Raw genomic sequence first — 26,976 nt, 5'->3', positions numbered from 1 at the left:
TCGGCCGAAGGGTCGGCGACGAAGCCAGCGCAGATGGCGATCCCGCTGAACGGGCATGGCCGTCGAGGACGAAGCGATTCGTGATCGGCGGGGTTCCTGGACAGAAGGTCGCTGAAGTGGGTGCCGCGGACCGCAAGGCCCGGGGCGCATAAGCAAAGGAGTGGACCTTGAGTCTGAATCGCAACGAGAAAGAAGCCGTCGTGGCGCAGGTGTCGGCCCAGGTGGCCAAGGCACAGACGCTGGCGCTGGCCGAGTACCGCGGACTCACGGTGGAACACTTGAACGCGCTGCGCAAGCAGGCGCGCGAGAAGGGCGTCTATCTTCACGTGCTGAAGAACACGCTCGCTCGCCGTGCCGTCGCTGGCACCTCGTTCGAAGTGGCCGCCGGGAGCATGGCGGGCCCGCTGATCTACGGCTTCTCCGAAGACGCCGTGGCAGCAGCCAAGGTCATCGCGGACTTCGCCAAGGGCAACGACAAGCTGGTGATCAAGGCCGGCGCCTATGCCGGCAAGGCACTGGACGCCGAAGGCGTGAAGGCGCTGGCATCGATCCCGAGCAAGGAAGTGCTGCTGTCGCAGCTGCTGGGACTGATGCAGTCGCCGGTCTCGCGCATCGCGCGTGTGCTGGCCGCGTTGGCCGAGCAGCGAGGTGGGTCGGCGGAAGCCGCGCCCGCCGAGGTTGCCGCCGCCTGATCTTCATTCAATTTCAACGCATATCTAGGAACCCAAAATGGCATTCGATAAAGACGCATTCCTGACCGCCCTCGACAGCATGTCGGTGATGGAGCTCAACGAGCTGGTCAAGGCCATCGAAGAGAAGTTCGGCGTGTCCGCCGCCGCGATGGCTGCCCCGGCCGCCGGCGGTGGCGGTGCCGCTGCCGCTGCCGTGGAAGAGAAGACCGAGTTCAACGTCGTGCTGCTCGAAGCCGGCGCGAACAAGGTGTCGGTCATCAAGGCCGTGCGCGAACTGACGGGCCTGGGCCTGAAGGAAGCCAAGGACCTGGTCGACGGCGCCCCGAAGAACGTGAAGGAAGCGGTGGCCAAGGCCGACGCCGAAGCGGCTGTGAAGAAGCTGGTGGAAGCCGGCGCGAAGGCCGAACTGAAGTAATCCGGCGCGGCGCATGGGGCTGGGTGCCGGATCGGCCCCAGCCTTTTGCGCTTCCTGGAGCGATCCCTCTCATTAGCCCTTGGGGGGTGTCAGAAAGATCCTCGAGGTCATAATCGAGGGTTTTTCCGAGGGCCGTGAGCACCTGGAAGCCCCCCTTGGGGGTTTCCAAGTGTTCTCTGAAACGACTGCAGGGAACCGGTTTGGTCGGGCTGGGGTGCAATGCCCTGGTTGTCCGCCAGCGGCTGGTAGTGGCCAGCCACCAAGCAGCAGACGCAAGGTCTGCGTCGCCAGTCGCCGAAAGAGTGTCGCCTAGGCCGGGCGGTGCTCATTCGACACGGAGTGATCAATGGCGCAAGCAACCCCCTACAGCTACACCGAGCGCAAGCGCATCCGGAAGAGTTTCGGAAAGCGCGAGAACGTCTTGGGCGTGCCCTATCTGCTGACGATGCAGAAGGATTCCTACGTCGCCTTCCTGCAGAAGGACGTGCCGCCCCAAAAGCGCAAACCGGAGGGCTTGCAGGCCGCCTTCCTCTCCGCCTTCCCGATCGTCTCGCACAACGGGTTCGTGGAGATGAAGTACATCGAGTTCAACATGGCCAAGCCTGCGTTCGACACGCGGGAATGCCAGCAGCGCGGCCTGACCTACGCCGCCGCGGTGCGCGCCAAGCTGCAGATGATCATCTATGACCGTGAAACCTCGACCTCGCAGTCGAAGGTGGTCAAGGAGATCAAGGAGCAGGAGGTCTACATGGGCGAGGTGCCCCTGATGACCGACTATGGTTCCTTCATCGTCAACGGCACCGAGCGTGTGATCGTGTCTCAGCTGCACCGCTCGCCGGGCGTGTTCTTCGAGCACGACAAGGGCAAGACCCACAGCTCGGGCAAGTTGCTGTTCAGCGCCCGCATCATTCCTTACCGCGGCTCGTGGCTGGACTTCGAGTTCGACCCGAAGGACATCCTGTACTTCCGCGTCGACCGCCGCCGCAAGATGCCTGTGACGATCCTGCTCAAGGCCATCGGCCTGAACCCCGAGCAGATCCTCGCGAACTTCTTCGTGTTCGACAACTTCCGCCTGATGGATTCGGGCGCGCAGATGGAGTTCGTGGCCGACCGGCTGCGCGGCGAGATCGCCCGCTTCGACCTGACCGACAAGGCGGGTGCCGTGATCGTCGAGAAGGACAAGCGCATCACGGCGCGCCACACGCGTGCGCTGGAAGCGTCGGGCACCAGTTTCATCAGCGTGCCGGAAGACTTCCTGGTCGGCCGCGTGCTGGCGAAGAACATGGTCGACGCCGACACCGGCGAGATCATCGCGAAGGCCAACGACGAACTGACCGACTCGCTGCTGAAGAAGCTGCGCACGGCCGGCATCAAGGACATCCAGTGCCTGTACACGAACGAGCTCGACATGGGCGCGTACATCTCGCAGACGCTGGCCTCCGACGAGACCGCCGACGAGCTGGCCGCTCGCGTGGCGATCTACCGCATGATGCGCCCCGGCGAGCCGCCCACCGAGGACGCGGTGCAGGCGCTGTTCAACCGCCTGTTCTACAGCGAGGACACCTACGACCTGTCGCGCGTCGGGCGCATGAAGTTCAATGCCCGCGTCGGGCGTGACACCGCCGAAGGCCGCATGGTGCTGGCCAACGACGACATTCTCGACGTGGTCAAGATCCTGGTCGAGCTGCGCAACGGCCGCGGTGAGGTCGACGACATCGATCACCTCGGCAACCGCCGTGTGCGTTGCGTCGGCGAGCTGGCCGAGAACCAGTACCGCTCGGGCCTCGCTCGTATCGAGAAGGCCGTGAAGGAGCGTCTCGGCCAGGCCGAGACCGAAGCGCTGATGCCGCACGACCTCATCAACAGCAAGCCGATCTCGGCCGCGCTGAAGGAGTTCTTCGGGGCGAGCCAGCTGTCGCAGTTCATGGACCAGACCAACCCGCTGTCCGAGATCACGCACAAGCGTCGCGTCTCGGCCCTGGGCCCGGGCGGCCTGACCCGCGAGCGCGCTGGCTTCGAGGTGCGCGACGTGCACCCGACCCACTACGGTCGCGTCTGCCCGATCGAGACGCCGGAAGGTCCGAACATCGGCCTGATCAACTCGCTGGCGCTGTACGCGCAGCTCAACGAGTACGGCTTCCTCGAGACGCCGTACCGCCGTGTGATCGACAGCAAGGTCACCGACCAGATCGACTACCTGTCGGCCATCGAGGAAGGCAAGTACGTCATCGCGCAGGCCAATGCCGGTCTCGACAAGGACGGCAAGCTGATCGACGAGCTGGTGTCGGCCCGCGAGAGCGGTGAGTCGGTGCTGACCTCGCCGGAGCGCATCCAGTACATGGACGTGGCGCCGACGCAGATCGTGTCGGTGGCGGCCTCGCTGGTGCCCTTCCTCGAGCATGACGATGCGAACCGCGCGCTGATGGGCGCGAACATGCAGCGCCAGGCGGTGCCGGTGCTGCGTCCCGAGAAGGCCTTCGTCGGCACCGGCGTCGAGCGCGTCTCGGCGGTCGACTCGGGCACGGTCGTCACGGCCAAGCGTGGCGGCGTGGTCGACTACATCGACACCAACCGCATCGTGATCCGCGTCAACGACGCGGAAACGGTGGCGGGCGAAGTCGGCGTCGACATCTACAACCTCATCAAGTACCAGCGCTCGAACCAGAACACCAACATCCACCAGCGCCCGATCGTCCAGCGCGGCGACCAGGTGGGCGCCGGCGACGTGATCGCCGACGGCGCGTCGACCGACATCGGTGAACTGGCGCTCGGCCAGAACATGCTGGTCGCGTTCATGCCCTGGAACGGCTACAACTTCGAGGATTCGATCCTGATCTCGGAGCGCGTGGTCGCCGACGACCGCTACACCTCGATCCACATCGAGGAACTGGTGGTGATGGCGCGCGACACCAAGCTGGGCTCGGAGGAAATCACCCGCGATATCCCGAACCTGTCCGAGCAGCAGCTCGGCCGGCTCGACGAGTCGGGCATCGTCTACATCGGTGCCGAGGTGAATCCGGGCGACGTGCTGGTCGGCAAGGTCACGCCCAAGGGCGAGACCACGCTGACGCCGGAAGAGAAGCTGCTGCGCGCGATCTTCGGCGAGAAGGCCTCCGACGTGAAGGACACCTCGCTGCGCGTGGACCAGGGCACCAATGGCACCGTGATCGACGTCCAGGTGTTCACCCGCGAAGGTATCCAGCGCGACAAGCGTGCCCAGCAGATCATCGACGACGAGCTCAAGCGCTTCCGTCTGGACCTGAACGACCAGCTGCGCATCGTCGAGGCCGACGCCTTCGACCGGATCGAGAAGCTGCTGGCCGGCAAGACGGCCAATGGCGGCCCGAACAAGCTCGCCAAGGGCACGCCGATCGACAAGGCCTACCTGGCGAGCGTCGACAAGTACCATTGGTTCGACATCCGCCCGGCGGACGACGACATCGCCAACCAGCTCGAGTCGATCAAGAATTCGCTCGAGCAGACTCGCCACAGCTTCGACCTCGCCTTCGAGGAGAAGCGCAAGAAGCTGACGCAGGGCGACGAACTGCCGGCCGGCGTGCTGAAGATGGTCAAGGTCTACCTGGCCGTCAAGCGCCGCCTGCAGCCGGGCGACAAGATGGCCGGCCGCCACGGCAACAAGGGCGTGGTCTCCAAGATCGTTCCGGTCGAGGACATGCCCTACATGGCCGACGGCACGCCGTGCGACATCGTGCTCAACCCGCTGGGCGTGCCCTCGCGGATGAACGTCGGCCAGGTGCTGGAAGTCCACCTCGGGTGGGCCGCCAAGGGCATCGGCCAGCGCATCGGCGACCTGCTCCAGCAGGAGGCCAAGATCGCCGACGTGCGCAAGTTCCTCGACGAGCTGTACAACAAGTCGGGCGGCAAGTCGGAAGGCCTGAACGGCCTCAGCGATGCCGAGATCACCGAGATGGCGACCAACCTTGCGCAGGGCGTGCCGTTCGCGACGCCGGTGTTCGACGGGGCCACCGAGGAAGAGATCCGCGCGATGATGCACCTCGCCTACCCGGACGAGATCGCCGCGGCCAAGGGGCTGAACGCCACCCGCACCCAGGCGACGCTGCACGACGGCCGCACCGGCGACGCCTTCGAGCGCCCGGTCACGGTGGGCTACATGCACGTGCTGAAGCTGCACCACCTGGTCGACGACAAGATGCACGCCCGTTCCACCGGTCCGTACTCGCTCGTCACGCAGCAGCCGCTGGGCGGCAAGGCGCAGTTCGGCGGCCAGCGCTTCGGCGAGATGGAAGTCTGGGCGCTGGAAGCCTATGGCGCGAGCTACGTGCTGCAGGAAATGCTGACCGTGAAGTCGGACGACGTGAACGGCCGCACCAAGGTGTACGAAAGCATCGTCAAGGGCGAGCACGCGATCGAGGCCGGCATGCCGGAGTCGTTCAACGTGCTGGTGAAGGAAATTCGTTCGCTCGGCATCGATATCGAGCTCGAGCGCAACTAAAGGAGAAGATGCATGAAGGGACTACTCGACCTTTTCAAGCAGTTCACCCCGGATGAGCATTTCGATGCCATCAAGATCGGCCTGGCGTCCCCGGAAAAGATCCGGAGCTGGTCGTTCGGCGAGGTGAAGAAGCCCGAGACCATCAACTACCGTACCTTCAAGCCGGAACGCGACGGCCTGTTCTGCGCCAAGATCTTCGGTCCGATCAAGGACTACGAGTGCCTGTGCGGCAAGTACAAGCGCCTCAAGCACCGTGGCGTGATCTGCGAGAAGTGCGGTGTCGAGGTCACGCAGACCAAGGTGCGTCGTGATCGCATGGGTCACATCGACCTGGCCGCGCCCTGCGCGCACATCTGGTTCCTGAAGTCGCTGCCGTCGCGCCTGGGCCTGGTGCTCGACATGACGCTGCGCGACATCGAACGCGTGTTGTACTTCGAGGCCTATGTGGTCGTCGACCCGGGCATGACCGAGCTGAAGAAGTTCTCGATCATGACCGAGGACGACTACGACGCGAAGAAGCAGCAGCACGGCGACGAGTTCGTCGCGCTGATGGGCGCCGAGGGCATCCAGAAGTTGCTGGCCGAGATCGACCTCGACGTCGAGATCGAGCGCCTGCGCGGCGACATGACCGGCTCCGAGCTCAAGGTCAAGAAGAACTCGCGTCGCCTGAAGGTGATGGAGGCCTTCAAGAAGTCGGGCATCAAGCCGCAGTGGATGGTGATGAACGTGCTGCCGGTGCTGCCGCCGGACCTGCGTCCGCTGGTGCCGCTGGACGGCGGGCGCTTCGCCACGTCCGACCTGAACGACCTGTACCGCCGCGTCATCAACCGCAACAACCGCCTGGCCCGCCTGCTCGAACTGAAGGCGCCGGAGATCATCGTGCGCAATGAGAAGCGCATGCTGCAGGAAGCGGTGGACTCGCTGCTCGACAACGGCCGCCGAGGCAAGGCGATGACGGGCGCGAACAAGCGCGCGCTCAAGTCGCTGGCCGACATGATCAAGGGCAAGAGCGGCCGCTTCCGCCAGAACCTGCTGGGCAAGCGCGTCGACTACTCGGGCCGTTCGGTCATCGTTGTGGGCCCGACGCTCAAGCTGCACCAGTGCGGCCTGCCCAAGCTGATGGCGCTCGAGCTGTTCAAGCCCTTCATCTTCTCGCGCCTGGAAGCCATGGGCATCGCCACGACCATCAAGGCGGCGAAGAAGGAAGTGGAATCCGGCACGCCGGTGGTCTGGGACATCCTCGAGGAAGTCATCAAGGAACACCCGGTGATGCTGAACCGCGCGCCGACGCTGCACCGCCTGGGCATCCAGGCGTTCGAGCCGGTGCTGATCGAGGGCAAGGCGATCCAGCTGCACCCGCTGGTCTGCGCGGCGTTCAACGCCGACTTCGACGGCGACCAGATGGCCGTCCACGTGCCGCTGTCGATCGAGGCGCAGATGGAAGCCCGCACGCTGATGCTGGCCTCCAACAACGTGCTGTTCCCGGCCAACGGCGAACCGTCGATCGTGCCGTCGCAGGACGTCGTGCTGGGTCTGTACTACGCGACCCGCGATCGCATCAACGCCAGGGGCGAAGGCCTGATCTTCTCCGACGTGGTCGAGGTGCAGCGCGCGCTCGACAACGGCCAGGTGGAGATCACCGCGAAGATCGCCGTGCGTCTGACCGAGTGGACCAAGGACAAGGAGAGCGGCGAGTTCGTGCCGGAGTCCAAGCTGGTCGACACCACGGTCGGCCGTGCGCTGCTGTCGGAGATCCTGCCCAAGGGCCTGCCGTTCGCCAACATCAACAAGGCGCTGAAGAAGAAGGAGATCTCGCGGCTGATCAATACCTCCTTCCGCAAGTGCGGTCTGAAGGAGACCGTGGTGCTGGCCGACAAGCTGCTTCAGAGCGGCTTCCGCCTGGCCACGCGCGCCGGTATCTCGATCTCGATCGACGACATGCTGGTGCCCAAGCAGAAGCACGACCTGATCGAGCGCGCCGAGAAGGAAGTCAAGGAGATCGAGCAGCAGTACGTCTCGGGTCTCGTGACGGCCGGGGAGCGCTACAACAAGGTCGTCGACATCTGGGGCAAGACCGGCGACGAGGTCGGCAAGGTCATGATGGCCCAGCTGTCCAAGCAGAAGGTCGAGGACCGTCACGGCAAGCTGGTGGACCAGGAGTCGTTCAACTCCATCTACATGATGGCCGACTCCGGTGCGCGCGGCTCCGCCGCGCAGATCCGCCAGCTGGCTGGCATGCGCGGCCTGATGGCCAAGCCGGACGGCTCGATCATCGAGACGCCCATCACGGCGAACTTCCGTGAAGGCCTGAACGTGCTGCAGTACTTCATCTCCACCCACGGCGCCCGCAAGGGCCTGGCGGACACGGCGCTGAAGACCGCGAACTCCGGCTACCTGACGCGCCGCCTGGTCGACGTGACACAGGATCTGGTGGTGACCGAGGACGATTGCGGCACCGACGCCGGCATCGCGATGCGCGCGCTGGTCGAGGGCGGCGAGGTCATCGAGTCGCTGCGCGACCGCATCCTCGGCCGCGTGACGGCCATCGAGGTGCTGCATCCAGAGACCCAGCAGGTGGTCGTGCCGGCCGGGCTGATGCTTGACGAGGACACGCTCGACATCGTCGAGGCGGCTGCCGTCGACGAGGTGAAGGTCCGCACGCCGCTGACCTGCCATACGCGCTTCGGCCTGTGCGCCAAGTGCTACGGCCGCGACCTCGGTCGCGGCGGGCTGGTGAACGCCGGCGAGGCGGTGGGCGTGATCGCCGCACAGTCGATCGGTGAGCCCGGCACGCAGCTGACGATGCGGACCTTCCACATCGGTGGCGCGGCGTCGCGTGCGGCAGTGGCCTCCAGCGTCGAGGCGAAGTCCGATGGTCACATCGGCTTCAACGCGACGATGCGCTACGTGACCAACGGCAAGGGCGAGCTGGTGGTGATCTCCCGTTCCGGCGAGATCATCATCTCCGACCAGCACGGCCGCGAACGCGAGCGCCACAAGGTGCCGTACGGCGCGACGCTCAATATCAAGGCCGACCAGCAGGTCAAGGCCGGCACCGTGCTGGCCAACTGGGACCCGCTGACCCGGCCGATCATCACCGAGTTCGCCGGCAAGGCGAAGTTCGAGAACGTCGAGGAAGGCGTCACCGTCGCCAAGCAGGTGGACGAGGTGACGGGCCTGTCGACGCTGGTGGTCATCGACCCGAAGCGCCGTGGCGCGGCCAAGGTGGTGCGCCCGCAGGTGAAGCTGCTCGACGCAGCCGGCAACGAGGTGAAGATCCCCGGCACCGACCACTCGGTGACGATCGGCTTCCCGATCGGCTCGCTGGTGCAGATCCGCGATGGTCAGGACCTCGCCCCGGGCGAGGTGCTGGCCCGCATCCCGGTCGAAGGCCAGAAGACGCGCGACATCACCGGCGGTCTGCCGCGGGTGGCCGAGTTGTTCGAAGCCCGCACGCCCAAGGACAAGGGCACCCTGGCCGAGATGACCGGGACCGTGTCGTTCGGCAAGGAGACCAAGGGCAAGGTGCGCCTGCAGATCACCGACCCGGACGGGAAGGTCTACGAAGAGCTGGTGCCGAAGGAGAAGAACATCCTGGTGCACGAAGGCCAGGTGGTCAACAAGGGCGAGTCCATCGTCGACGGCCCGGCCGATCCGCAGGACATCCTGCGACTGCTGGGGATCGAGGAGCTGGCGCGCTACATCGTCGACGAGGTGCAGGACGTCTACCGCCTGCAGGGCGTGAAGATCAACGACAAGCACATCGAGGTGATCGTTCGCCAGATGCTGCGCCGCGTGCAGATCGTCAACCCGGGCGACACGCACTACATCCTGGGCGAGCAGGTCGAGCGCGCCTCGATGCTCGACACCAATGACAAGATGCGTGCCGATGGCAAGATGATCGCGACGCATGCCGACGTGTTGCTGGGTATCACCAAGGCCTCGCTGTCGACCGATTCGTTCATCTCGGCGGCGTCGTTCCAGGAGACCACGCGCGTGCTGACCGAGGCGGCGATCATGGGCAAGCGCGACGAACTCCGGGGTCTGAAGGAGAACGTCATCGTCGGGCGCCTGATCCCGGCCGGAACCGGTCTGGCCTTCCACCGGGCCCGCAAGGCCAAGGAGGAGATGGACGACGCCGAACGCCGCTCCATCGCGCTGCAGGAGGCCGAGGAGCAGGCCCTGCTGGCGCCCGCGACGACCGCCGAAGTGGTGGTCGGCGAGGAAGCGCCGCCGCCCCCGGCGCAGTGAGGACGGTCGCGCAGCGACGGCAAGGGCGGCTTCGGCCGCCCTTTTTCATGGCCGGCGTGAAGCGGCAGGGCTGTGGGTTTCAGCGGCAGCCTCGGGGCTCGCCGAGGTGCTGATCTGCCAATGAACAGGTGTGAGTACACGCAAACCGGTCGTTGCGGCGCGTCGGGCCAGCTTGAGCAGCGCTCGATCCCGGGTCAGCAGCCAGGTGGCCCGGCGGGCCAGCGCGAGATCGATGAACATCTGGTCGTCGGCGTCTGTGCAGCGCAACGCACAAGCCGGGACGGTGTCAGTGTCCACCTGGGCCCAGCGCGCCCAGGCGGCCTCGAGGCGGGCGACGTCCGGCGACCAGGCGCCCAGACTGGGGCTCGCGAACAGCCGCCGGTGCTCGAGCAGCATCGCCGGCGTCGCGATCCAGCGGAGCGCGCCACATTCGATCGCCCTTCCGAAGGCGGCGCCCGGATCCTGGAAGACCAGCCAGTCCAGGATCGCATTGGTGTCGATGACCGCACTGGGCGGAAGGGCTGCTGTCATGGGAAAGGGCGGGGTCGAGCCCGGTGGTCGGCGTGGCCTCTTGCTTGCGGGCGGTGGGCGACACGAATATACTGTCAGGCTTTTCGGCAGATTCTGCTGCGCTCTTTGCTGGGCGACCTGCGCCGCGCTTCCTGAATCGTCCTCGCTCGAGGGCCAGGCGCGCATCCCGGGTTGGTTCCGTCTGGAGGCGTCGCGCATGACACCGGAAGACCTGAACCAGTAACTTCAAACGGGAACAAGTTACCCATGCCAACCATCAACCAGCTCGTGCGCCACGGTCGCCAGACCGAGGTCACGAAGTCGAAGTCGCCTGCGATGCAGGGCGGCCCGCAGCGTCGGGGCGTCTGCACGCGCGTCTACACCACCACGCCGAAGAAGCCGAACTCGGCGCTCCGGAAGGTCGCCAAGGTGCGCCTGACCAACGGGTTCGAGGTCATCTCGTACATCGGCGGCGAAGGCCACAACCTGCAGGAGCACAGCGTGGTGCTCGTGCGCGGCGGCCGGGTCAAGGACTTGCCGGGCGTGCGCTACCACATCGTGCGCGGCTCGCTCGACCTGCAGGGTGTGAAGGACCGCAAGCAGTCGCGCTCCAAGTACGGCGCGAAGCGCCCGAAGAAGGCCTAAGACTGCGCCAGCAGAACGGTCGGCCGCAAGGTCGACATCGGATGACCCGCCGTCGGTGGGTCGAGTAAGTGGGTGGCCCGAACGCGTGGCCGCCCGAGGCGCCCGAACGGCGCCGACTGAAGCACAGAAGGAAGAGAAATGCCCCGTCGTCGCGAAGTACCCAAGCGCGAGATCCTGCCGGACCCGAAGTTCGGCAACGTCGATCTCTCGAAGTTCATGAACGTGATCATGGAATCCGGCAAGAAGGCCGTGGCCGAGCGCATCATCTATGGCGCCCTCGAGACCGTCGAGAAGAAGGCCAACCGTGATCCGCTGGAGGTCTTCATCACCGCGCTGAACAACGTGAAGCCGATGGTCGAAGTGAAGTCTCGCCGTGTCGGCGGTGCGAACTACCAAGTTCCCGTGGAAGTTCGCCCCGTTCGTCGCATGGCGCTGGCGATGCGCTGGCTCAAGGAGTCGGCCCGCAAGCGCAGCGAGAAGTCGATGGCCCAGCGTCTCGCGAATGAACTGCTCGAGGCCTCGGAAGGCCGCGGCGGCGCGATGAAGAAGCGCGACGAGGTGCACCGCATGGCCGAAGCCAACAAGGCGTTCTCGCACTTCCGCTTCTAAGTCTCTTTTTGGTCCCCGGCCGCTCTTCGGGTTTGTACGAACCCGCGAGCGGCCCCTGTATTTGGAGTCACACCATGGCCCGCAAGACCCCCATCGAGCGCTACCGCAACATCGGTATCTCTGCGCACATCGATGCCGGCAAGACCACCACCACCGAGCGCATCCTGTTCTACACCGGTGTGAACCACAAGATCGGCGAAGTGCACGATGGCGCGGCGACCATGGACTGGATGGAGCAGGAGCAGGAGCGCGGCATCACGATCACGTCGGCCGCCACCACCTGCTTCTGGAAGGGCATGGAACTGGCCTTCCCCGAGCACCGCATCAACATCATCGACACCCCGGGGCACGTCGACTTCACCATCGAGGTGGAGCGTTCCATGCGCGTGCTTGATGGCGCCTGCATGGTGTATTGCGCCGTGGGCGGCGTACAGCCGCAGTCCGAGACGGTCTGGCGCCAGGCCAACAAGTACAAGGTGCCGCGTCTGGCGTTCGTCAACAAGATGGACCGCACCGGCGCGAACTTCTACAAGGTCTACGACCAGATGAAGGTGCGCCTGAAGGCGAACCCCGTGCCCATCGTGTTGCCGATCGGCGCCGAGGAGAACTTCACCGGCGTGATCGACCTCATCAAGATGAAGGCGATCATCTGGGACGAGGCCTCCCAGGGCATGAAGTTCAACTACGAAGACATCCCCGCGGACCTGCAGGCCGAGTCGCAGAAGTGGCGCGAGAACATGGTCGAGGCCGCGGCCGAGGCCAGCGAAGAGCTGATGAACAAGTATCTCGAATCGGGCGAACTGACCGAGGCGGAGATCAAGTTCGGCATCCGCACACGCACGATCGCCGCCGAGATCCAGCCGATGTTCTGTGGCACCGCCTTCAAGAACAAGGGTGTGCAGCGCATGCTCGACGGCGTGATCGACTTCATGCCGTCGCCGATCGACATTCCCCCGGTTCCCGGCCATGACGACGACGACAAGGAAGTGGTTCGTCGTGCTGCCGATGACGAGAAGTTCGCCGCGCTGGCCTTCAAGCTGATGACCGACCCCTACGTCGGTCAACTCACCTTCGTGCGCGTCTATTCGGGTGTGCTGAAGTCCGGTGATTCGGTCTTCAACCCGATCCGCGGCAAGAAGGAGCGCATCGGTCGGATCCTGCAGATGCATGCCAACCAGCGCGAAGAGATCAAGGAGATCCTGGCCGGCGACATCGCGGCCTGCGTGGGCCTGAAGGAAGTGACCACGGGCGAGACCCTGTGCGATCCGGAGGCGATCATCACGCTCGAGAAGATGATCTTCCCCGAGCCGGTGATCTCGCAGGCCGTCGAGCCCAAGACCAAGGCCGACCAGGAGAAGATGGGCATCGCCCTGGGTCGTCTGGCCCAGGAAGACCCGTCGTTCCGCGTACGCACCGATGAAGAGTCCGGCCAGACCATCATCTCCGGCATGGGCGAGCTGCACCTGGAAATCATCGTCGATCGCATGAAGCGCGAGTTCGGCGTGGAGGCCAACGTCGGCAAGCCGCAGGTGGCCTACCGCGAAACCATCCGCAAGCCGGTGTCGGACATCGAAGGCAAGTTCGTTCGCCAGTCGGGCGGCAAGGGTCAGTACGGCCACGTCGTGCTGAAGATCGAACCGCAGGAGCCAGGCAAGGGCTTCGAGTTCGTCGACGCCATCAAGGGTGGCGTGGTGCCGCGCGAGTTCATTCCGGCGGTCAAGAAGGGCATCGAAGACTCGCTGCCGAACGGCGTGCTCGCGGGCTTCCCGGTGGTGGACGTGAAGGTCACGCTGACCTTCGGTTCGTACCACGAGGTCGACTCGAACGAGAACGCCTTCAAGATGGCCGCGTCGCTGGGCTTCAAGGACGGCTGCCGCAAGGCCTCGCCGGTCATCCTCGAGCCGATGATGGCCGTGGAAGTCGAGACGCCGGAAGACTACGCCGGCAATGTCATGGGCGACCTGTCGTCCCGTCGCGGCATGGTGCAGGGCATGGACGACATGCCCGGCGGCGGCAAGGCCATCAAGGCCGAGGTACCGCTGTCGGAAATGTTCGGCTACTCGACCACGCTGCGTTCGATGTCGCAGGGGCGCGCCACGTACACGATGGAGTTCAAGCACTACAGCGAAGCGCCCAAGAACGTGGCCGACGCAATCATCACCTCGCGCGCGAAGTAATCAAGCGCATCTGGAAAACAGCCGGTCTTCGGTGGGGTGCCGCCTGCTGCCAGTGGCAGGTGAGCCCGCCCTCCGCCGGAGACCTTAAACCGAACACTGGCACTGTTCTTTATCTGGAGATCCTGAAATGGCCAAGAGCAAATTCGAGCGGACCAAGCCGCACGTGAACGTTGGGACGATTGGGCACGTGGACCACGGGAAGACGACGCTGACGGCGGCGATCACGACGATTCTGTCGTCGAAGTTCGGTGGTGAAGCCAAGGCGTACGACCAGATCGACGCGGCGCCGGAAGAGAAGGCGCGCGGCATCACGATCAACACCGCGCACGTGGAGTACGAGACCGCCAACCGGCACTACGCGCACGTCGACTGCCCCGGGCACGCCGACTACGTGAAGAACATGATCACGGGTGCGGCGCAGATGGACGGCGCGATCCTCGTGTGCTCGGCCGCCGACGGCCCGATGCCCCAGACCCGCGAGCACATTCTGCTGGCCCGCCAGGTCGGCGTGCCCTACATCATCGTCTTCCTGAACAAGTGCGACATGGTCGACGACGCCGAGCTCCTCGAGCTGGTGGAAATGGAAGTGCGCGAACTGCTCGACAAGTACGAATTCCCCGGTGACGCCACCCCCATCGTCCACGGCTCGGCCAAGCTCGCCCTCGAAGGCGACAAGGGCGAACTCGGCGAACAGGCCATCATGAAGCTGGCCGAAGCCCTCGACAGCTACATCCCCACGCCCGAGCGTGCGGTGGACGGCGCCTTCCTGATGCCGGTGGAAGACGTGTTCTCCATCTCCGGGCGCGGCACCGTCGTCACCGGCCGTGTCGAACGCGGCATCATCAAGGTCGGCGAAGAAATCGAGATCGTCGGCATCAGCGCCACGCAGAAGACCACCTGCACCGGCGTCGAGATGTTCCGCAAGCTGCTCGACCAGGGCCAGGCGGGCGACAACGTCGGCATCCTGCTGCGCGGCACCAAGCGTGAAGACGTGCAGCGCGGCCAGGTGCTGTGCAAGCCCGGCTCGGTCAAGCCGCACACCCACTTCACTGCGGAGATCTACGTCCTGAGCAAGGAAGAGGGCGGCCGACACACGCCGTTCTTCAACAACTACCGTCCCCAGTTCTACTTCCGCACGACGGACGTGACGGGCGCGGTGGAGCTGCCCAAGGACAAGGAGATGGTGATGCCGGGCGACAACGTGAGCATCACTGTGAAGCTGATCAACCCGATCGCGATGGAAGAAGGCCTGCGCTTCGCCATCCGTGAGGGCGGCCGCACCGTCGGCGCAGGCGTCGTCGCCAAGATCATCGAGTAATGCATGACGGCGGGCGGGTACTTCCCTCCCCGCCTTTCACCACCCCGCTGCGGGCGCTGCCCGCCGCACCGCTCTTTGAAGGAACCGTCATGCAAAAGCAAAAGATCCGCATCCGCCTGAAGGCATTCGATTACAAGCTGATCGACCAGTCGGCCCTCGAGATCGTCGACACCGCCAAGCGCACCGGCGCCATCGTCAAGGGCCCGGTGCCCCTGCCGACGCGCATGCAGCGTTTCGACATCCTGCGTTCGCCGCACGTCAACAAGAGCTCGCGCGACCAGTTCGAGATCCGCACCCACCAGCGCCTGATGGACATCGTCGATCCCACCGACAAGACCGTCGACGCGCTGATGAAGCTTGACTTACCGGCCGGCGTGGACGTCGAGATCAAGCTGCAGTAAGTCCCGAGCGGGCTCGCTGCGGGCCCGGGTGGTTGCGGCTTCGGCCGCTGCTGCTACAATCGCAGGCTTTTCTGCCCTCGGCACTCCGGTGCCGCGGGCAAAACATCGTGGTGACCCGACGCAATGCGTTCGGTCGCCTCAGTGAAGTCAGTCCGGCCAATCGATGTCGGACATTGGAGAAGAACCATGACTACAGCCAATCCGGGCGATCGCCTCGGCTTGCTGGGCCGCAAGGTGGGCATGATGCGCATCTTCACGGACGACGGCGATGCCGTGCCCGTGACGGTGCTCGACGTGTCCAACAATCGCGTCACCCAGGTCAAGACCGTCGAAACCGACGGCTACAGCGCCATTCAGGTGGCGTTCGGCGCACGCAAGGCGTCGCGCGTCACCAAGCCCGAAGCCGGGCATCTCGCCAAGGCGGGTGTCGAGGCCGGCGAGATCCTGAGGGAGTTCGCGGTCAGCGCCGAAGTGGCGGCCGAGTACAAGCCGGGCGGCACGCTGCCGGTCGGCCTGTTCGCCGCCGGTCAGAAGGTCGACGTGCAGGGCACCTCGATCGGCAAGGGCTTCACCGGCACCATCAAGCGGCACAACTTCGGCTCGCAGCGCGCGTCGCACGGCAACAGCCGCTCGCACAACGTGCCGGGCTCGATCTCGATGGCCCAGGATCCGGGTCGCGTGTTCCCGGGCAAGAAGATGTCCGGCCACCGCGGCGACGTGACCAAGACCACCCAGAACCTCGACGTCGTGCGTGTCGACGAGGCCCGCCAGCTGCTGCTGGTGCGCGGCGCGGTTCCCGGCGCGAAGAACGGTTTCGTGACCGTGCGCCCGGCCGTCAAGGTCAAGGCCAAGAAGGGGGCGAACTGATGGAACTCGAGCTCCTGAACGAACAAGGCCAGGCCGCCTCGAAGGTCGACGCGCCGGACACCGTGTTCGGCCGCGACTACAACGAAGCGCTGGTGCACCAGGTGGTGGTGGCCTACCAGGCGAATGCTCGCCAAGGCACGCGCGCCCAGAAGGACCGCCAGACGGTCAAGCATTCGACCAAGAAGCCGTGGCGCCAGAAGGGCACCGGTCGGGCTCGCGCCGGCATGACCTCGTCGCCGCTGTGGCGCGGAGGCGGTCGGATCTTCCCGAACAGCCCGGAAGAGAACTTCAGCCACAAGGTCAACAAGAAGATGTACCGCGCCGGCATGGCTGCCATCTTCTCGCAGCTCGCTCGCGAAGGCCGCCTGGCGGTGGTCGACTCGATCAAGGTCGAGACGCCCAAGACCAAGGCGCTGGCCGCGAAGTTCAAGGCCATGGGTCTGGAGTCGGTGCTGGTGATCGCGGACGAGGTGGATGAGAACCTGTTCCTCGCCTCGCGCAATCTCGCCAACGTGCTGGTGATCGAGCCGCGTTACGCCGATCCGCTGTCGCTGGTCTTCTACAAGAAGGTCCTGGTGACGAAGGGCGCGATCGAGAAGCTCAAGGAGATGCTGGCATGAGCGCTCTCAAGTTCGATGAAGGTCGCCTGATGAAGGTGCTGGTCGCGCCGATCGTGTCCGAGAAGGCCACGGCGGTCGCCGAGTCGCACAACCAGGTGCTGTTCAAGGTGTTGCAGGACGCGACCAAGCCCGAGATCAAGGCGGCGGTGGAGCTGCTGTTCAAGGTCGAGGTCGACAAGGTGTCGGTCGTCAACACCAAGGGCAAGACCAAGCGCTTCGGCAAGGGCGTGGGCCGCCGCGACAACGTTCGCAAGGCCTATGTCTGCCTGAAGGCGGGTCAGGAGCTCAACTTCTCCGGGGAGGCCGCGTAATGGCCGTCGTCAAAGTCAAACCCACGTCCCCCGGCCGCCGTGCCGTGGTGAAGGTGGTGCATTCGCACCTGCATAAGGGCAAGCCCGAAGCGTCGCTGCTCGAGCCGCAGATCCAGAATGCGGGCCGCAACAACAACGGCCACATCACGATCCGGCACAAGGGCGGTGGCCACAAGCACCACTACCGCGTGGTCGATTTCAAGCGCAACAAGGACGGCATCCCGGCGAAGGTCGAGCGTATCGAGTACGACCCGAACCGCACCGCCCACATCGCGCTGGTGTGCTACGCCGATGGCGAGCGCCGCTACATCATCGCCCCGCGCGGTCTGGAAGTCGGTGCCACCATCCTGAGCGGCTCGGAAGCGCCGATCAAGGCCGGCAACACGCTGCCGATCCGCAACATCCCGGTGGGCTCGACCATGCATTGCGTCGAGCTGCTGGCCGGCAAGGGCGCGCAGATCGCGCGGTCGGCTGGCACGTCGGTGACGCTGCTGGCACGCGAAAGCACTTACGCCCAGGTTCGCTTGCGCTCGGGTGAGGTGCGCCGCATCCACATCGAGTGCCGTGCCACGATCGGCGAGGTGAGCAACGAAGAGCACAACCTGCGCCAGTACGGCAAGGCCGGTGCGATCCGCTGGAAGGGCATTCGCCCGACCGTTCGTGGCGTGGCCATGAACCCGGTGGACCACCCGCATGGCGGCGGCGAAGGCCGCACCGGCGAGGGCCAGGTGCCGGTGTCGCCTTGGAACACGATGACCAAGGGCTACCGCACTCGCAGCAACAAGCGCACGCAGACGTTCATCGTCTCGCGTCGCAAGAAGTAAGGGGCACGCTCGATGGCACGCTCACTGAAGAAGGGTCCGTTCGTGGACCACCACCTGGTGGCCAAGGTCGAGAAGGCCGTGGCGATCAAGGACAAGAAGCCGATCAAGACTTGGTCGCGCCGCTCGACGATCCTGCCCGATTTCATCGGGCTGACGATCGCCGTGCACAACGGCAAGCAGCACGTCCCCGTGTACGTGACCGATCAGATGGTCGGTCACAAGCTCGGCGAGTTCGCCCTGACCCGCACGTTCAAGGGTCACCCGGCGGACAAGAAGGCGAAGAAGTAAGGGGATGACGATGGAAACCCGAGCAATCGTTCGCGGCGTGCGTCTGTCGGTCGACAAGGGTCGGCTGGTGGCCGACTTGGTCCGCGGCAAGAAGGTGGACCAGGCGCTCAACATCCTGGAGTTCACACAGAAGAAGGCCGCCGTCATCATCAAGAAGGCGCTGGAATCGGCGATCGCCAATGCCGAGCACAACGACGGTGCCGACATCGACGAGCTGAAGGTCAAGACGATCCACGTCGAGCAGGGTGCGACCCTGAAGCGTTTCTCCGCGCGCGCCAAGGGCCGCGGCAACCGCATCAGCAAGCCGACCTGCCACATCTTCGTCACCGTCGGCAACTAAAGGCAGAGAAGACCATGGGACAGAAGATTCATCCGGTCGGCTTCCGCCTGCCCGTCACCCGCAACTGGTCCTCGCGCTGGTACGCGTCGAATCGCAACTTCGCGACGATGCTGGCCGAAGACCTGAAGGTCCGCGAGTACCTCAAGGCCAAGCTCAAGAGCGCGGCCGTCTCGCGCATCCTGATCGAGCGCCCCGCCAAGAACGCCCGCATCACCATCTACTCGGCGCGTCCGGGCGTGGTGATCGGCAAGAAGGGCGAGGACATCGAGAACCTGAAGGCCGAACTGACGCGCCGCCTGGGCGTGCCGGTGGCGGTGAACATCGAAGAGGTGCGCAAGCCCGAGATCGATGCCCAGCTGATCGCCGATTCGATCACCCAGCAGCTCGAGAAGCGCATCATGTTCCGCCGCGCGATGAAGCGCGCGATGCAGAACGCCATGCGCCTGGGTGCCCAGGGCATCAAGATCATGTCGGCCGGGCGCCTGAACGGCATCGAGATCGCGCGCACCGAGTGGTACCGCGAGGGTCGCGTGCCGTTGCACACGCTGCGCGCCGACATCGACTACGGCTTCTCGGAAGCCAAGACCACCTACGGCATCATCGGAGTGAAGGTCTGGGTCTATCGCGGTGACCGCCTCGCCAATGGCGAAGCCCCGGTCATCAAGACCGACGAGCGCGAAGACGACCGCCGCAACCGCCGCGGCCCGCGCAGCGACCGACCGGCTGGTGACCGCCGTCCGCCGTCGCGCGACGGCGCGCGCCCGGGCCCGCGTGGCCCGCGCGCCGACGCGAGCGCCGCGACGGACAAGCCGGCCGACGGTGCCGCGCCTGCTGCTGCAGACGGCCCGAAGGCCGCCGTGAAGCGCGTGCGCAAGGCCGTCGCCCCTGGCGACGCCAAAGGAGAATAAACATGCTGCAACCCTCTCGTCGCAAGTTCCGCAAGGAACAGAAGGGCCGCAACACGGGCATCGCCACCCGCGGTGCGAACGTGTCGTTCGGCGACTTCGGACTGAAGGCCACCGAGCGCGGCCGCCTGACGGCGCGCCAGATCGAGGCCGCGCGTCGCGCGATCTCGCGTCACGTGAAGCGCGGCGGCCGCATCTGGATCCGCATCTTCCCCGACAAGCCCATCTCGCAGAAGCCGGCGGAAGTCCGCATGGGCAACGGCAAGGGCAACCCGGAGTACTACGTCGCCGAGATCCAGCCCGGCAAGGTGCTCTACGAGATCAACGGCGTTCCCGAAGAGCTCGCACGCGAAGCGTTCACGCTGGCTGCGGCCAAGCTGCCGTTGCGCTGCACCTTCGTCTCGCGCCAGATCGGCGCCTGACGCTTCGGAGTAATCGACATGAAAGCATCTGAACTTCGCGCCAAGGACGTCGCGGCCCTCGAGCAGGAGGTCAAGGACCTGCTCAAGGCCCACTTCGGCCTGCGCATGCAAAAGGGCACGCAGCAGCTGGGCAATACCGCCAGCCTGCGCCTGACCCGTCGTGACATCGCTCGCGCCAAGACGATCCTGGCCGAGAAGAAGAAGGGAGCCGCGCAATGACGACTCAAGAGACCGTCAAGAACACGCGCACCCTGGTCGGTCGCGTGGTCAGTGACCAGCGTTCCAAGACGATCACCGTGCTGGTCGAGCGTCGTGTCAAGCACGAGCTCTACGGCAAGATCGTGGCGCGTTCGCGCAAGTACCACGCGCATGACGAGAACAACGAGTACAAGCTCGGTGACCTGGTCGAGATCGCCGAAGGCCGGCCGATCTCCAAGACCAAGGCCTGGGTCGTGACCCGGTTGGTCGAAAAGGCCCGAGTGGTCTGAGCTTGACCCGCTGTCCAGGGCTTTGATCGGCCTGCGACGAACGCGACCGGTACGCTGGCATGCTGGCGACCGGTCGTTTTCTTTTCAGGCACCCCTTCCCTTTCATCACCAGGAGACGCGCGATGCTGAAAGTCGGTGACAAGCTGCCCGAGGGCACGCTGCAGGAATTCATCGAAGTCGAGGGCGACGGCTGCTCGCTCGGCCCGAACAGTTTCGAGATCGGCAAGTCGACCGCGGGCAAGACGATCGCCGTCTTCGCCTTGCCGGGGGCTTTCACGCCCACCTGTTCGGCCCAGCACGTGCCGGGCTTCGTGAAGCACGCCGATGCGTTCAAGGCGGCTGGCGTCGACGAGATCTGGTGCGTGTCGGTCAACGACGCGTTCGTCATGGGCGCCTGGGGCCGGGAGCAGAACACCGGCAGCAAGGTCCGCATGATGGCCGACGGCAGCGCCGCCTTCACCCAGGCGACGGGCCTCACGCTGGACCTCAACGCCCGTGGCATGGGGTTGCGCTCGCAGCGCTACTCCATGCTGGTGGTCGACGGTATCGTCAAGACGCTGAACATCGAGGCGCCGGGCAAGTTCGAGGTCAGCAACGCGGAGACGCTCCTGGCGCAGGCCAGGGCGCTGTAAGCCAGGCGCTGCGCACGAGGTCGGTCACTGCTTGGCAGTGCTTGACACGTCGCCTGTAGTCGCAGATACTACCAAGCTTCGCCGAACGTCGGCTTGGGATTGCGGGACTGTGAGCCCCGCCGGGTCACTGGCTCGAATCGCCCAAGGCGGCCTCGGTCTCGCCCTAAGCAGAGGGGGCCTTGCGGCAACGCAGGCGCCCGATGACGGGCCCAAGACTGCTCACAAGCGACCCATGGTGGGTCGGGCGCGAGACAAGTTGGGGACAGACAATGATTCAAATGCAATCGCGGCTCGATGTCGCGGACAACACGGGCGCGAAAAGCGTCATGTGCATCAAGGTGCTCGGCGGCTCCAAGCGTCGCTATGCCGGCATCGGCGACGTCATCAAGGTCTCCATCAAGGAGGCTGCGCCGCGTGGTCGCGTCAAGAAGGGCGAGGTCTACAGCGCCGTGGTCGTGCGCACCGCCAAGGGCGTGCGTCGCCAGGACGGCTCGCTGGTCAAGTTCGACGGCAATGCCGCCGTGCTGCTGAACGCCAAGCTCGAGCCGATCGGCACCCGCATCTTCGGCCCGGTGACCCGCGAACTGCGGACCGAGCGCTTCATGAAGATCGTGTCGCTGGCCCCCGAGGTCCTCTGAGCGACTGCGAGGAACACACCATGAACAAGATTCGCAAAGGCGACCAGGTCATCGTGCTGACCGGCCGCGACAAGGGCAAGCGCGGCGCCGTGGCGTCGCGCGTCGACGCCGATCACCTGCTGGTCGATGGCGTCAACATCGTGAAGAAGCATGTGAAGCCGAACCCGTTGAAGGGTTCGACCGGCGGCATCGTCGACAAGACCATGCCGATCCACCAGTCCAACGTGGCGATCTACAACCCGGCGAGCGGCAAGGCCGATCGCGTGGGCATCAAGCTCCTGGCTGACGGCAAGAAAGTGCGCGTCTTCAAGTCCAGCGGCGACGAGATCAAGGCTTGAGGCCGAGGTAAGCAATGGCTCAACAACAGACAGCTCGTCTTCAGCAGCACTACCGCGACAAGATCGTCGCCGACCTGGTGGCCAAGTTCGGCTACAAGTCGGTGATGCAGGTGCCGCGCCTGACCAAGATCACGCTCAACATGGGTGTGAGCGAGGCCGTGTCGGACAAGAAGGTCATGGAGCACGCCGTCGGCGACCTGACCAAGATCGCCGGCCAGAAGCCCGTGGTGACGAAGTCGAAGAAGGCGATCGCCGGCTTCAAGATCCGTGACGGTGTGCCCATCGGCTGCATGGTCACGCTGCGCGGCGTGCGCATGTACGAGTTCCTGGACCGCTTCGTGACGATCTCGCTGCCCCGCGTGCGCGACTTCCGCGGCATCTCGGGCCGCTCGTTCGACGGCCGTGGCAACTACAACATCGGCGTCAAAGAGCAGATCATCTTCCCCGAGATCGAGTACGACAAGATCGACGCGCTGCGTGGGATGAACATCAGCTTCACGACGACCGCGAAGACCGACGACGAATGCAAGGCGCTGCTCGCCGCATTCAAGTTCCCGTTCAAGAACTGAGGTGGCCTGTGGCAAAACTTTCGATCAAGCAGCGTGAGCTCAAGCGTGAGCAGCTGGTCGCCAAGTTCGCGAAGAAGTACGCGGAGCTGAAGGCCATCATCAACGACGCGGGCAAGTCCGACGAAGAGCGCTACACGGCGCGCCTGGCGCTGCAGAAGCTGCCGCGCAACGCGTACCCGACCCGCTTGCGCAACCGCTGCGAGCTGACCGGCCGCCCCCGCGGCACCTTCCGCACCTTCGGTCTGGCGCGCAACAAGATCCGTGAACTGGCGTTCAAGGGGGACATCCCCGGCGTCGTCAAGGCCAGCTGGTAAGCCGGCACGCGAACGTACAGGAGAAAACCCATGAGCATGAGTGATCCCATCGCCGACATGCTGACCCGCATCCGCAACGCGCAGATGGTGGAGAAGGCTGTCGTGGTGATGCCGTCGTCGAAGCTGAAGGTGGCGATCGCCCAGGTCCTGAAGGACGAGGGCTACATCGATGCCTACGCGGTCAAGGGCGAGGCCGAGAAGCCGCAACTCGAGATCGGCCTGAAGTACTACGCCGGCCGCCCCGTGATCGAGCGCATCGAGCGCGTGAGCCGTCCCGGCCTGCGCGTCTACAAGGGCCGTCACGAGATTCCCCAGGTCATGAACGGCCTGGGTGTGGCGATCGTGACGACGCCCAAGGGCGTCATGACGGACCGCAAGGCCCGCGCTGCCGGTATCGGCGGCGAGGTCCTGTGCTACGTCGCCTGACGCGAAGGAGCTGAAGAATGTCTCGCGTTGGAAAGATGCCGATCGCCGTCCCCAAGGGTGTGGACGTGGCGATCAATGCTGAACAGATCAGCGTCAAGGGCTCGCTCGGCACGCTGGTGCGTCCGGTGAACCAGCTGGTCTCGGTCAAGAACGAAGACGGCAAGTTGAGCTTCGCGCCGGCCGATGAATCGGCGGCTGCGAATGCGATGAGCGGCACGATGCGTGCGCTGGTGGCCAACATGGTCAACGGCGTCAGCAAGGGCTTCGAGCGCAAGCTGACGCTGGTGGGCGTGGGCTTCCGGGCCCAGGCGCAAGGCGCCAAGCTGAACCTGCAGGTGGGTTTCTCGCATCCGGTCGTGAAGGACATGCCGGCCGGCATCAAGGTCGAGTGCCCGACGCAGACCGAGATCGTGATCAAGGGATCCGATCGCCAGGTGGTCGGCCAGATCGCTGCCGAAGTGCGGGCCATCCGCCCGCCCGAGCCCTACAAGGGCAAGGGCATCCGGTACGCCGAAGAGAAGGTCTCGCTCAAAGAGACCAAGAAGAAGTAAGGAGCAGCTCGATGTTGAACCGCAAAGATCAGCGCCTGCGTCGCTCCAAGCAGACCCGTGTGCGCATCGCCTTGCAGAAGGTGGCGCGCCTGACGGTGTTCCGCTCCAACCTGCACATCTACGCCAGCGTCATCTCCGACGACGGCTCGAAGGTCCTGGCCAGCGCCTCGACCGCCGAGAAGGAAGTGCGTGCCCAGCTCGGCGCCGCAGGCAAGGGTGGCAACACCGAAGCCGCGGCCCTGATCGGCAAGCGCATTGCCGAGCGCGCCAAGGCGGCGGGCATCGAGTCGGTCGCGTTCGACCGCGGTGGCTTCGCCTATCACGGTCGCGTGAAGGCCCTGGCCGAAGCGGCGCGCGAAGCCGGCCTGCAGTTCTGAGTGCGTCTGCGCACCCGGACTGCACTGCACATCGAAGGAATCTGACATGGCAAAGTTTCAACCCCGGATCGCTGACGACGGTCGTGACGACGGTCTGAAGGAAAAGATGATCCAGGTGAACCGCGTGACCAAGGTGGTCAAGGGCGGGCGCACCATGAGCTTCGCGGCATTGACCGTGGTCGGCGATGGCGATGGTCGCGTCGGCATGGGCAAGGGCAAGGCCAAGGAAGTCCCGGTCGCTGTGACCAAGGCAATGGACGCGGCCCGCCGCGACATGGTCAAGGTCAGCCTGAAGAACGGCACCGTGCACCACAACGTGACCGGTGAGCACGGTGCGGCCAAGGTGCTGCTGGCGCCGGCGGCGCCCGGCACCGGCATCATCGCCGGCGGTCCGATGCGCGCAGTGTTCGAGGTGATGGGCGTGACCGACATCGTGGCCAAGAGCCTCGGGTCATCGAACCCGTACAACATGGTGCGCGCGACCTTCAATGCGCTGCGTCGCTCGACGACGCCGTCGGAAGTCGCATCGAAGCGCGGCAAGTCGGTCGAAGAGATCTTCAACTGAGCCGGCAGCAGGGGAACGACATGACGGACAAGAAGACGGTCACCGTGAAGCTGGTGCGCAGCCCGATCGGCACCAAGGAATCGCATCGCGCCACGGTGCGCGGCCTCGGCCTGCGCCAGATCGGCAGCGAGCGCGTGCTCGAAGACACCCCCGCGGTGCGCGGGATGATCAACAAGGTGAGCTACCTGGTTCAAGTGCTGTAAGGCACGGACGGACCTGGAGAAGACGATGGAACTCAACACGATCAAGCCCGCCTCGGGCGCCAAGCATGCCAAGCGCCGTGTCGGCCGCGGTATCGGCTCCGGCCTGGGCAAGACCGCGGGTCGCGGCCACAAGGGTCAGAAGTCGCGCGCCGGTGGGTACCACAAGGTGGGCTTCGAAGGCGGTCAGATGCCGCTGCAGCGTCGCCTGCCCAAGCGTGGCTTCAAGTCGCTGACGCTGAAGTACAACGCCGAGATCACGCTGGCCGACCTGCAGGTGCTGGCGGCCGACGAAGTCGACGTGCCCACGCTCAAGCAGGCCGGTCTGGTCGGCGAGCGCGCGAAGGTGGTCAAGGTCATCAAGTCGGGTGAGCTGAGCAAGAAGGTCGTGCTCAAGGGCATCGGCGCGACCGCCGGCGCCAAGGCCGCGATCGAGGCCGCCGGCGGCTCGGTGGCCTGAGGCGGCGTGTCCGGACGACTCTAGGATCCCTGCGTGGCAACCAACGCGAATCAACTGGCCAAGAGTGGCAAGTTCGGCGACCTGCGTCGTCGGCTTGTCTTCTTGCTGCTTGCGCTCGTCGTCTATCGCATCGGCGCCCACATTCCGGTGCCCGGTATCGACCCGAACCAGTTGCAGCAGCTCTTCAAGGACCAGCAAGGCGGGATCCTGAGCCTGTTCAACATGTTCTCGGGCGGGGCGCTGTCGCGCTTCACGGTGTTCGCGCTGGGGATCATGCCGTACATCTCGGCGTCGATCATCATGCAGCTGATGACCTACGTGGTGCCGACCCTGGAGGCGCTGAAGAAGGAAGGCGAGGCCGGCCGCCGCAAGATCACGCAGTACACGCGCTACGGCACGCTGGGCCTGGCGATCTTCCAGTCCCTCGGCATCGCGATCGCTCTCGAAAGCTCTGCGGGACTGGTCATCTCTCCGGGCATGGGTTTCCGCCTGACGGCGGTGGTGAGCCTGGTCGCCGGCACGATGTTCCTGATGTGGCTTGGCGAACAGATCACCGAGCGCGGCCTGGGCAACGGCATCTCGATCATCATCTTCGCGGGTATCGCGGCCGGCCTGCCGAGCGCGATCGGTGGACTGTTCGAGCTGGTCCGCACCGGCGCGATGAGCATCGTCGCGGCGCTGTTCATCATCTCGATCGTGATCGCGGTGACCTACCTGGTCGTGTTCGTCGAGCGAGGCCAACGCAAGATCCTGGTGAACTACGCGAAGCGTCAGGTGGGTAACCGTGTCTACGGCGGGCAGTCGTCGCACCTGCCGCTGAAGATCAACATGTCGGGCGTGATTCCGCCGATCTTCGCGTCGTCGATCATCCTGTTGCCGGCCACTGTGGTGGGGTGGTTCGCCACGGGCGACGGCCTGCGCTGGCTGAAGGATCTGGCGGCGCTGCTGTCGCCGGGACAGCCGATCTACGTGATGCTCTACGCCGCGGCGATCGTGTTCTTCTGCTTCTTCTACACGGCGCTCGTCTTCAACAGCCGCGAGACGGCTGACAACCTGAAGAAGAGCGGTGCGTTCATCCCGGGTATCCGTCCGGGGGAGCAGACCGCGAAGCACATCGATCGCATCCTCGGTCGCCTGACGCTCGGCGGCGCGGTGTACATCACTGCCGTGTGCCTGCTGCCTGAGTTCCTCGTGCTCAAGTACAACGTGCCGTTCTACTTCGGCGGTACGTCCCTGCTGATCATCGTCGTCGTGACGATGGATTTCTGGGCCCAGGTGCAGTCTTATGTGATGTCCCAGCAGTACGAATCGCTGCTGAAGAAGGCCAATTTCAAGGCCAGCTGAACAGG

General features: G+C 65.0%; 32 protein-coding genes. 31 read left to right on the top strand and 1 reads right to left on the bottom strand.

The genetic code is table 11. The annotated features are described in order from the left end of the window. The first annotated feature begins 167 nt into the window (after positions 1 to 167). The 4 genes from rplJ (at position 168) to rpoC (ending at position 9,832) form a co-directional block, all read left to right on the top strand. A complete protein-coding gene (gene rplJ, locus C1M51_RS07160) occupies positions 168 to 692 on the top strand; it encodes a 50S ribosomal protein L10 (protein WP_129448846.1) in 525 nt (174 codons plus the stop codon). A 37-nt stretch (positions 693 to 729) separates the two neighbouring features. Then, on the top strand, positions 730 to 1,107 hold the full coding sequence (rplL, locus tag C1M51_RS07155; protein WP_129448845.1) for a 50S ribosomal protein L7/L12: 378 nt from the start codon (positions 730 to 732) through the stop codon (positions 1,105 to 1,107). Positions 1,108 to 1,453: 346 nt separating this feature from the next. Then, positions 1,454 to 5,581: a DNA-directed RNA polymerase subunit beta gene (gene rpoB / locus C1M51_RS07150; RefSeq protein ID WP_011831025.1), complete on the top strand. Its 4,128-nt coding sequence runs from the start codon at positions 1,454 to 1,456 to the stop codon at positions 5,579 to 5,581. Between the two features lie 12 nt (positions 5,582 to 5,593). Further along, positions 5,594 to 9,832 carry a DNA-directed RNA polymerase subunit beta' gene (rpoC, locus tag C1M51_RS07145; RefSeq protein WP_129448844.1) on the top strand — a complete coding sequence of 1,413 codons (4,239 nt, stop codon included), beginning with the start codon at positions 5,594 to 5,596 and terminating at the stop codon, positions 9,830 to 9,832. Positions 9,833 to 9,877: 45 nt separating this feature from the next. Here the strand turns inward: rpoC and C1M51_RS07140 are convergent, their stop codons facing one another. Next, positions 9,878 to 10,363 carry a putative toxin-antitoxin system toxin component, PIN family gene (locus tag C1M51_RS07140; protein ID WP_129448843.1) on the bottom strand — a complete coding sequence of 162 codons (486 nt, stop codon included), beginning with the start codon at positions 10,361 to 10,363 and terminating at the stop codon, positions 9,878 to 9,880. A gap of 246 nt (positions 10,364 to 10,609) precedes the next feature. Here C1M51_RS07140 and rpsL point away from each other — a divergent pair, with 246 nt between their 5' ends. From rpsL to secY, 27 genes are all read left to right on the top strand, one after another. Continuing rightward, positions 10,610 to 10,987 carry a 30S ribosomal protein S12 gene (rpsL, locus tag C1M51_RS07135; protein ID WP_011831022.1) on the top strand — a complete coding sequence of 126 codons (378 nt, stop codon included), beginning with the start codon at positions 10,610 to 10,612 and terminating at the stop codon, positions 10,985 to 10,987. Positions 10,988 to 11,125: 138 nt separating this feature from the next. Beyond that, positions 11,126 to 11,596, top strand: coding sequence for a 30S ribosomal protein S7 (gene rpsG, locus C1M51_RS07130; protein ID WP_011831021.1), 471 nt, complete (start codon positions 11,126 to 11,128; stop codon positions 11,594 to 11,596). Positions 11,597 to 11,670: 74 nt separating this feature from the next. Next, positions 11,671 to 13,773, top strand: coding sequence for an elongation factor G (gene fusA / locus C1M51_RS07125; RefSeq protein ID WP_129448842.1), 2,103 nt, complete (start codon positions 11,671 to 11,673; stop codon positions 13,771 to 13,773). A gap of 127 nt (positions 13,774 to 13,900) precedes the next feature. Next, a complete protein-coding gene (tuf, locus tag C1M51_RS07120; RefSeq protein WP_011831019.1) occupies positions 13,901 to 15,091 on the top strand; it encodes an elongation factor Tu in 1,191 nt (396 codons plus the stop codon). An 89-nt stretch (positions 15,092 to 15,180) separates the two neighbouring features. Then, positions 15,181 to 15,492 (top strand): 30S ribosomal protein S10, encoded by a 312-nt coding sequence (rpsJ, locus tag C1M51_RS07115; RefSeq protein WP_011831018.1) that lies wholly within the window; start codon positions 15,181 to 15,183, stop codon positions 15,490 to 15,492. A gap of 186 nt (positions 15,493 to 15,678) precedes the next feature. Continuing rightward, positions 15,679 to 16,359 carry a 50S ribosomal protein L3 gene (gene rplC, locus C1M51_RS07110; RefSeq protein ID WP_129448841.1) on the top strand — a complete coding sequence of 227 codons (681 nt, stop codon included), beginning with the start codon at positions 15,679 to 15,681 and terminating at the stop codon, positions 16,357 to 16,359. Beyond that, positions 16,359 to 16,979 carry a 50S ribosomal protein L4 gene (gene rplD / locus C1M51_RS07105; protein WP_011831016.1) on the top strand — a complete coding sequence of 207 codons (621 nt, stop codon included), beginning with the start codon at positions 16,359 to 16,361 and terminating at the stop codon, positions 16,977 to 16,979. Before rplC ends, rplD begins: the two co-directional genes overlap by 1 nt. Beyond that, the gene (gene rplW, locus C1M51_RS07100) at positions 16,976 to 17,290 is read left to right on the top strand and encodes a 50S ribosomal protein L23 (protein WP_011831015.1); all 315 of its coding nucleotides are present in this window, start codon (positions 16,976 to 16,978) and stop codon (positions 17,288 to 17,290) included. Before rplD ends, rplW begins: the two co-directional genes overlap by 4 nt. Continuing rightward, a complete protein-coding gene (gene rplB / locus C1M51_RS07095; RefSeq protein WP_129448840.1) occupies positions 17,290 to 18,114 on the top strand; it encodes a 50S ribosomal protein L2 in 825 nt (274 codons plus the stop codon). Before rplW ends, rplB begins: the two co-directional genes overlap by 1 nt. A gap of 12 nt (positions 18,115 to 18,126) precedes the next feature. Continuing rightward, positions 18,127 to 18,402 (top strand): 30S ribosomal protein S19, encoded by a 276-nt coding sequence (rpsS, locus tag C1M51_RS07090; protein WP_011831013.1) that lies wholly within the window; start codon positions 18,127 to 18,129, stop codon positions 18,400 to 18,402. A 10-nt stretch (positions 18,403 to 18,412) separates the two neighbouring features. Beyond that, the gene (rplV, locus tag C1M51_RS07085; protein ID WP_036235754.1) at positions 18,413 to 18,742 is read left to right on the top strand and encodes a 50S ribosomal protein L22; all 330 of its coding nucleotides are present in this window, start codon (positions 18,413 to 18,415) and stop codon (positions 18,740 to 18,742) included. Between the two features lie 14 nt (positions 18,743 to 18,756). Beyond that, on the top strand, positions 18,757 to 19,650 hold the full coding sequence (gene rpsC / locus C1M51_RS07080) for a 30S ribosomal protein S3 (RefSeq protein ID WP_129448839.1): 894 nt from the start codon (positions 18,757 to 18,759) through the stop codon (positions 19,648 to 19,650). 2 nt (positions 19,651 to 19,652) lie between these two features. After that, complete coding sequence (rplP, locus tag C1M51_RS07075) at positions 19,653 to 20,069, top strand: 50S ribosomal protein L16 (protein ID WP_011831010.1); 417 nt, start codon at positions 19,653 to 19,655, stop codon at positions 20,067 to 20,069. Positions 20,070 to 20,087: 18 nt separating this feature from the next. Next, entirely contained in the window at positions 20,088 to 20,288 is a 201-nt protein-coding gene (gene rpmC, locus C1M51_RS07070; RefSeq protein WP_011831009.1) for a 50S ribosomal protein L29, read from the top strand. Then, a complete protein-coding gene (gene rpsQ, locus C1M51_RS07065) occupies positions 20,285 to 20,557 on the top strand; it encodes a 30S ribosomal protein S17 (RefSeq protein ID WP_011831008.1) in 273 nt (90 codons plus the stop codon). Before rpmC ends, rpsQ begins: the two co-directional genes overlap by 4 nt. A gap of 122 nt (positions 20,558 to 20,679) precedes the next feature. Further along, the gene (locus C1M51_RS07060) at positions 20,680 to 21,189 is read left to right on the top strand and encodes a peroxiredoxin (RefSeq protein WP_129448838.1); all 510 of its coding nucleotides are present in this window, start codon (positions 20,680 to 20,682) and stop codon (positions 21,187 to 21,189) included. A 269-nt stretch (positions 21,190 to 21,458) separates the two neighbouring features. Beyond that, a complete protein-coding gene (gene rplN, locus C1M51_RS07055; protein WP_011831006.1) occupies positions 21,459 to 21,827 on the top strand; it encodes a 50S ribosomal protein L14 in 369 nt (122 codons plus the stop codon). Positions 21,828 to 21,847: 20 nt separating this feature from the next. Further along, entirely contained in the window at positions 21,848 to 22,165 is a 318-nt protein-coding gene (rplX, locus tag C1M51_RS07050) for a 50S ribosomal protein L24 (protein ID WP_036232806.1), read from the top strand. Positions 22,166 to 22,179: 14 nt separating this feature from the next. Beyond that, the gene (rplE, locus tag C1M51_RS07045) at positions 22,180 to 22,734 is read left to right on the top strand and encodes a 50S ribosomal protein L5 (RefSeq protein ID WP_011831005.1); all 555 of its coding nucleotides are present in this window, start codon (positions 22,180 to 22,182) and stop codon (positions 22,732 to 22,734) included. A gap of 8 nt (positions 22,735 to 22,742) precedes the next feature. After that, positions 22,743 to 23,048: a 30S ribosomal protein S14 gene (rpsN, locus tag C1M51_RS07040; protein ID WP_129448837.1), complete on the top strand. Its 306-nt coding sequence runs from the start codon at positions 22,743 to 22,745 to the stop codon at positions 23,046 to 23,048. Between the two features lie 30 nt (positions 23,049 to 23,078). Beyond that, complete coding sequence (gene rpsH, locus C1M51_RS07035; RefSeq protein WP_011831003.1) at positions 23,079 to 23,474, top strand: 30S ribosomal protein S8; 396 nt, start codon at positions 23,079 to 23,081, stop codon at positions 23,472 to 23,474. A gap of 17 nt (positions 23,475 to 23,491) precedes the next feature. Then, positions 23,492 to 24,025 carry a 50S ribosomal protein L6 gene (gene rplF, locus C1M51_RS07030; RefSeq protein WP_129448836.1) on the top strand — a complete coding sequence of 178 codons (534 nt, stop codon included), beginning with the start codon at positions 23,492 to 23,494 and terminating at the stop codon, positions 24,023 to 24,025. 11 nt (positions 24,026 to 24,036) lie between these two features. Further along, positions 24,037 to 24,402, top strand: coding sequence for a 50S ribosomal protein L18 (gene rplR / locus C1M51_RS07025; protein WP_056315189.1), 366 nt, complete (start codon positions 24,037 to 24,039; stop codon positions 24,400 to 24,402). 46 nt (positions 24,403 to 24,448) lie between these two features. Further along, on the top strand, positions 24,449 to 24,967 hold the full coding sequence (gene rpsE, locus C1M51_RS07020; RefSeq protein WP_011831000.1) for a 30S ribosomal protein S5: 519 nt from the start codon (positions 24,449 to 24,451) through the stop codon (positions 24,965 to 24,967). 20 nt (positions 24,968 to 24,987) lie between these two features. Beyond that, positions 24,988 to 25,170 (top strand): 50S ribosomal protein L30, encoded by a 183-nt coding sequence (rpmD, locus tag C1M51_RS07015; protein ID WP_129448835.1) that lies wholly within the window; start codon positions 24,988 to 24,990, stop codon positions 25,168 to 25,170. 25 nt (positions 25,171 to 25,195) lie between these two features. Then, positions 25,196 to 25,627 (top strand): 50S ribosomal protein L15, encoded by a 432-nt coding sequence (rplO, locus tag C1M51_RS07010; RefSeq protein ID WP_129448834.1) that lies wholly within the window; start codon positions 25,196 to 25,198, stop codon positions 25,625 to 25,627. 33 nt (positions 25,628 to 25,660) lie between these two features. Beyond that, the gene (gene secY, locus C1M51_RS07005) at positions 25,661 to 26,971 is read left to right on the top strand and encodes a preprotein translocase subunit SecY (RefSeq protein ID WP_011830997.1); all 1,311 of its coding nucleotides are present in this window, start codon (positions 25,661 to 25,663) and stop codon (positions 26,969 to 26,971) included. Positions 26,972 to 26,976: the final 5 nt, after the last annotated feature.

The organism is Methylibium sp. Pch-M (assembly GCF_004136295.1).
In the GTDB taxonomy this organism is placed as follows: domain Bacteria; phylum Pseudomonadota; class Gammaproteobacteria; order Burkholderiales; family Burkholderiaceae_C; genus Methylibium; species Methylibium petroleiphilum.
This window is presented reverse-complemented; position numbering and strand designations above follow the sequence as displayed.

Excerpts from the sequence above, each read along its gene's own strand:
- rplL (WP_129448845.1), top strand. The coding sequence starts at position 730 with ATGGCATTCGATAAAGACGCATTCCTGACCGCCCTCGACAGCATGTCG.
- rpoB (WP_011831025.1), top strand. The coding sequence starts at position 1,454 with ATGGCGCAAGCAACCCCCTACAGCTACACCGAGCGCAAGCGCATCCGG.
- rpoC (WP_129448844.1), top strand. The coding sequence starts at position 5,594 with ATGAAGGGACTACTCGACCTTTTCAAGCAGTTCACCCCGGATGAGCAT.
- C1M51_RS07140 (WP_129448843.1), bottom strand. The coding sequence starts at position 10,363 with ATGACAGCAGCCCTTCCGCCCAGTGCGGTCATCGACACCAATGCGATC.
- rpsL (WP_011831022.1), top strand. The coding sequence starts at position 10,610 with ATGCCAACCATCAACCAGCTCGTGCGCCACGGTCGCCAGACCGAGGTC.
- rpsG (WP_011831021.1), top strand. The coding sequence starts at position 11,126 with ATGCCCCGTCGTCGCGAAGTACCCAAGCGCGAGATCCTGCCGGACCCG.
- fusA (WP_129448842.1), top strand. The coding sequence starts at position 11,671 with ATGGCCCGCAAGACCCCCATCGAGCGCTACCGCAACATCGGTATCTCT.
- tuf (WP_011831019.1), top strand. The coding sequence starts at position 13,901 with ATGGCCAAGAGCAAATTCGAGCGGACCAAGCCGCACGTGAACGTTGGG.
- rpsJ (WP_011831018.1), top strand. The coding sequence starts at position 15,181 with ATGCAAAAGCAAAAGATCCGCATCCGCCTGAAGGCATTCGATTACAAG.
- rplC (WP_129448841.1), top strand. The coding sequence starts at position 15,679 with ATGACTACAGCCAATCCGGGCGATCGCCTCGGCTTGCTGGGCCGCAAG.
- rplD (WP_011831016.1), top strand. The coding sequence starts at position 16,359 with ATGGAACTCGAGCTCCTGAACGAACAAGGCCAGGCCGCCTCGAAGGTC.
- rplW (WP_011831015.1), top strand. The coding sequence starts at position 16,976 with ATGAGCGCTCTCAAGTTCGATGAAGGTCGCCTGATGAAGGTGCTGGTC.
- rplB (WP_129448840.1), top strand. The coding sequence starts at position 17,290 with ATGGCCGTCGTCAAAGTCAAACCCACGTCCCCCGGCCGCCGTGCCGTG.
- rpsS (WP_011831013.1), top strand. The coding sequence starts at position 18,127 with ATGGCACGCTCACTGAAGAAGGGTCCGTTCGTGGACCACCACCTGGTG.
- rplV (WP_036235754.1), top strand. The coding sequence starts at position 18,413 with ATGGAAACCCGAGCAATCGTTCGCGGCGTGCGTCTGTCGGTCGACAAG.
- rpsC (WP_129448839.1), top strand. The coding sequence starts at position 18,757 with ATGGGACAGAAGATTCATCCGGTCGGCTTCCGCCTGCCCGTCACCCGC.
- rplP (WP_011831010.1), top strand. The coding sequence starts at position 19,653 with ATGCTGCAACCCTCTCGTCGCAAGTTCCGCAAGGAACAGAAGGGCCGC.
- rpmC (WP_011831009.1), top strand. The coding sequence starts at position 20,088 with ATGAAAGCATCTGAACTTCGCGCCAAGGACGTCGCGGCCCTCGAGCAG.
- rpsQ (WP_011831008.1), top strand. The coding sequence starts at position 20,285 with ATGACGACTCAAGAGACCGTCAAGAACACGCGCACCCTGGTCGGTCGC.
- C1M51_RS07060 (WP_129448838.1), top strand. The coding sequence starts at position 20,680 with ATGCTGAAAGTCGGTGACAAGCTGCCCGAGGGCACGCTGCAGGAATTC.
- rplN (WP_011831006.1), top strand. The coding sequence starts at position 21,459 with ATGATTCAAATGCAATCGCGGCTCGATGTCGCGGACAACACGGGCGCG.
- rplX (WP_036232806.1), top strand. The coding sequence starts at position 21,848 with ATGAACAAGATTCGCAAAGGCGACCAGGTCATCGTGCTGACCGGCCGC.
- rplE (WP_011831005.1), top strand. The coding sequence starts at position 22,180 with ATGGCTCAACAACAGACAGCTCGTCTTCAGCAGCACTACCGCGACAAG.
- rpsH (WP_011831003.1), top strand. The coding sequence starts at position 23,079 with ATGAGCATGAGTGATCCCATCGCCGACATGCTGACCCGCATCCGCAAC.
- rplF (WP_129448836.1), top strand. The coding sequence starts at position 23,492 with ATGTCTCGCGTTGGAAAGATGCCGATCGCCGTCCCCAAGGGTGTGGAC.
- rplR (WP_056315189.1), top strand. The coding sequence starts at position 24,037 with ATGTTGAACCGCAAAGATCAGCGCCTGCGTCGCTCCAAGCAGACCCGT.
- rpsE (WP_011831000.1), top strand. The coding sequence starts at position 24,449 with ATGGCAAAGTTTCAACCCCGGATCGCTGACGACGGTCGTGACGACGGT.
- rpmD (WP_129448835.1), top strand. The coding sequence starts at position 24,988 with ATGACGGACAAGAAGACGGTCACCGTGAAGCTGGTGCGCAGCCCGATC.
- rplO (WP_129448834.1), top strand. The coding sequence starts at position 25,196 with ATGGAACTCAACACGATCAAGCCCGCCTCGGGCGCCAAGCATGCCAAG.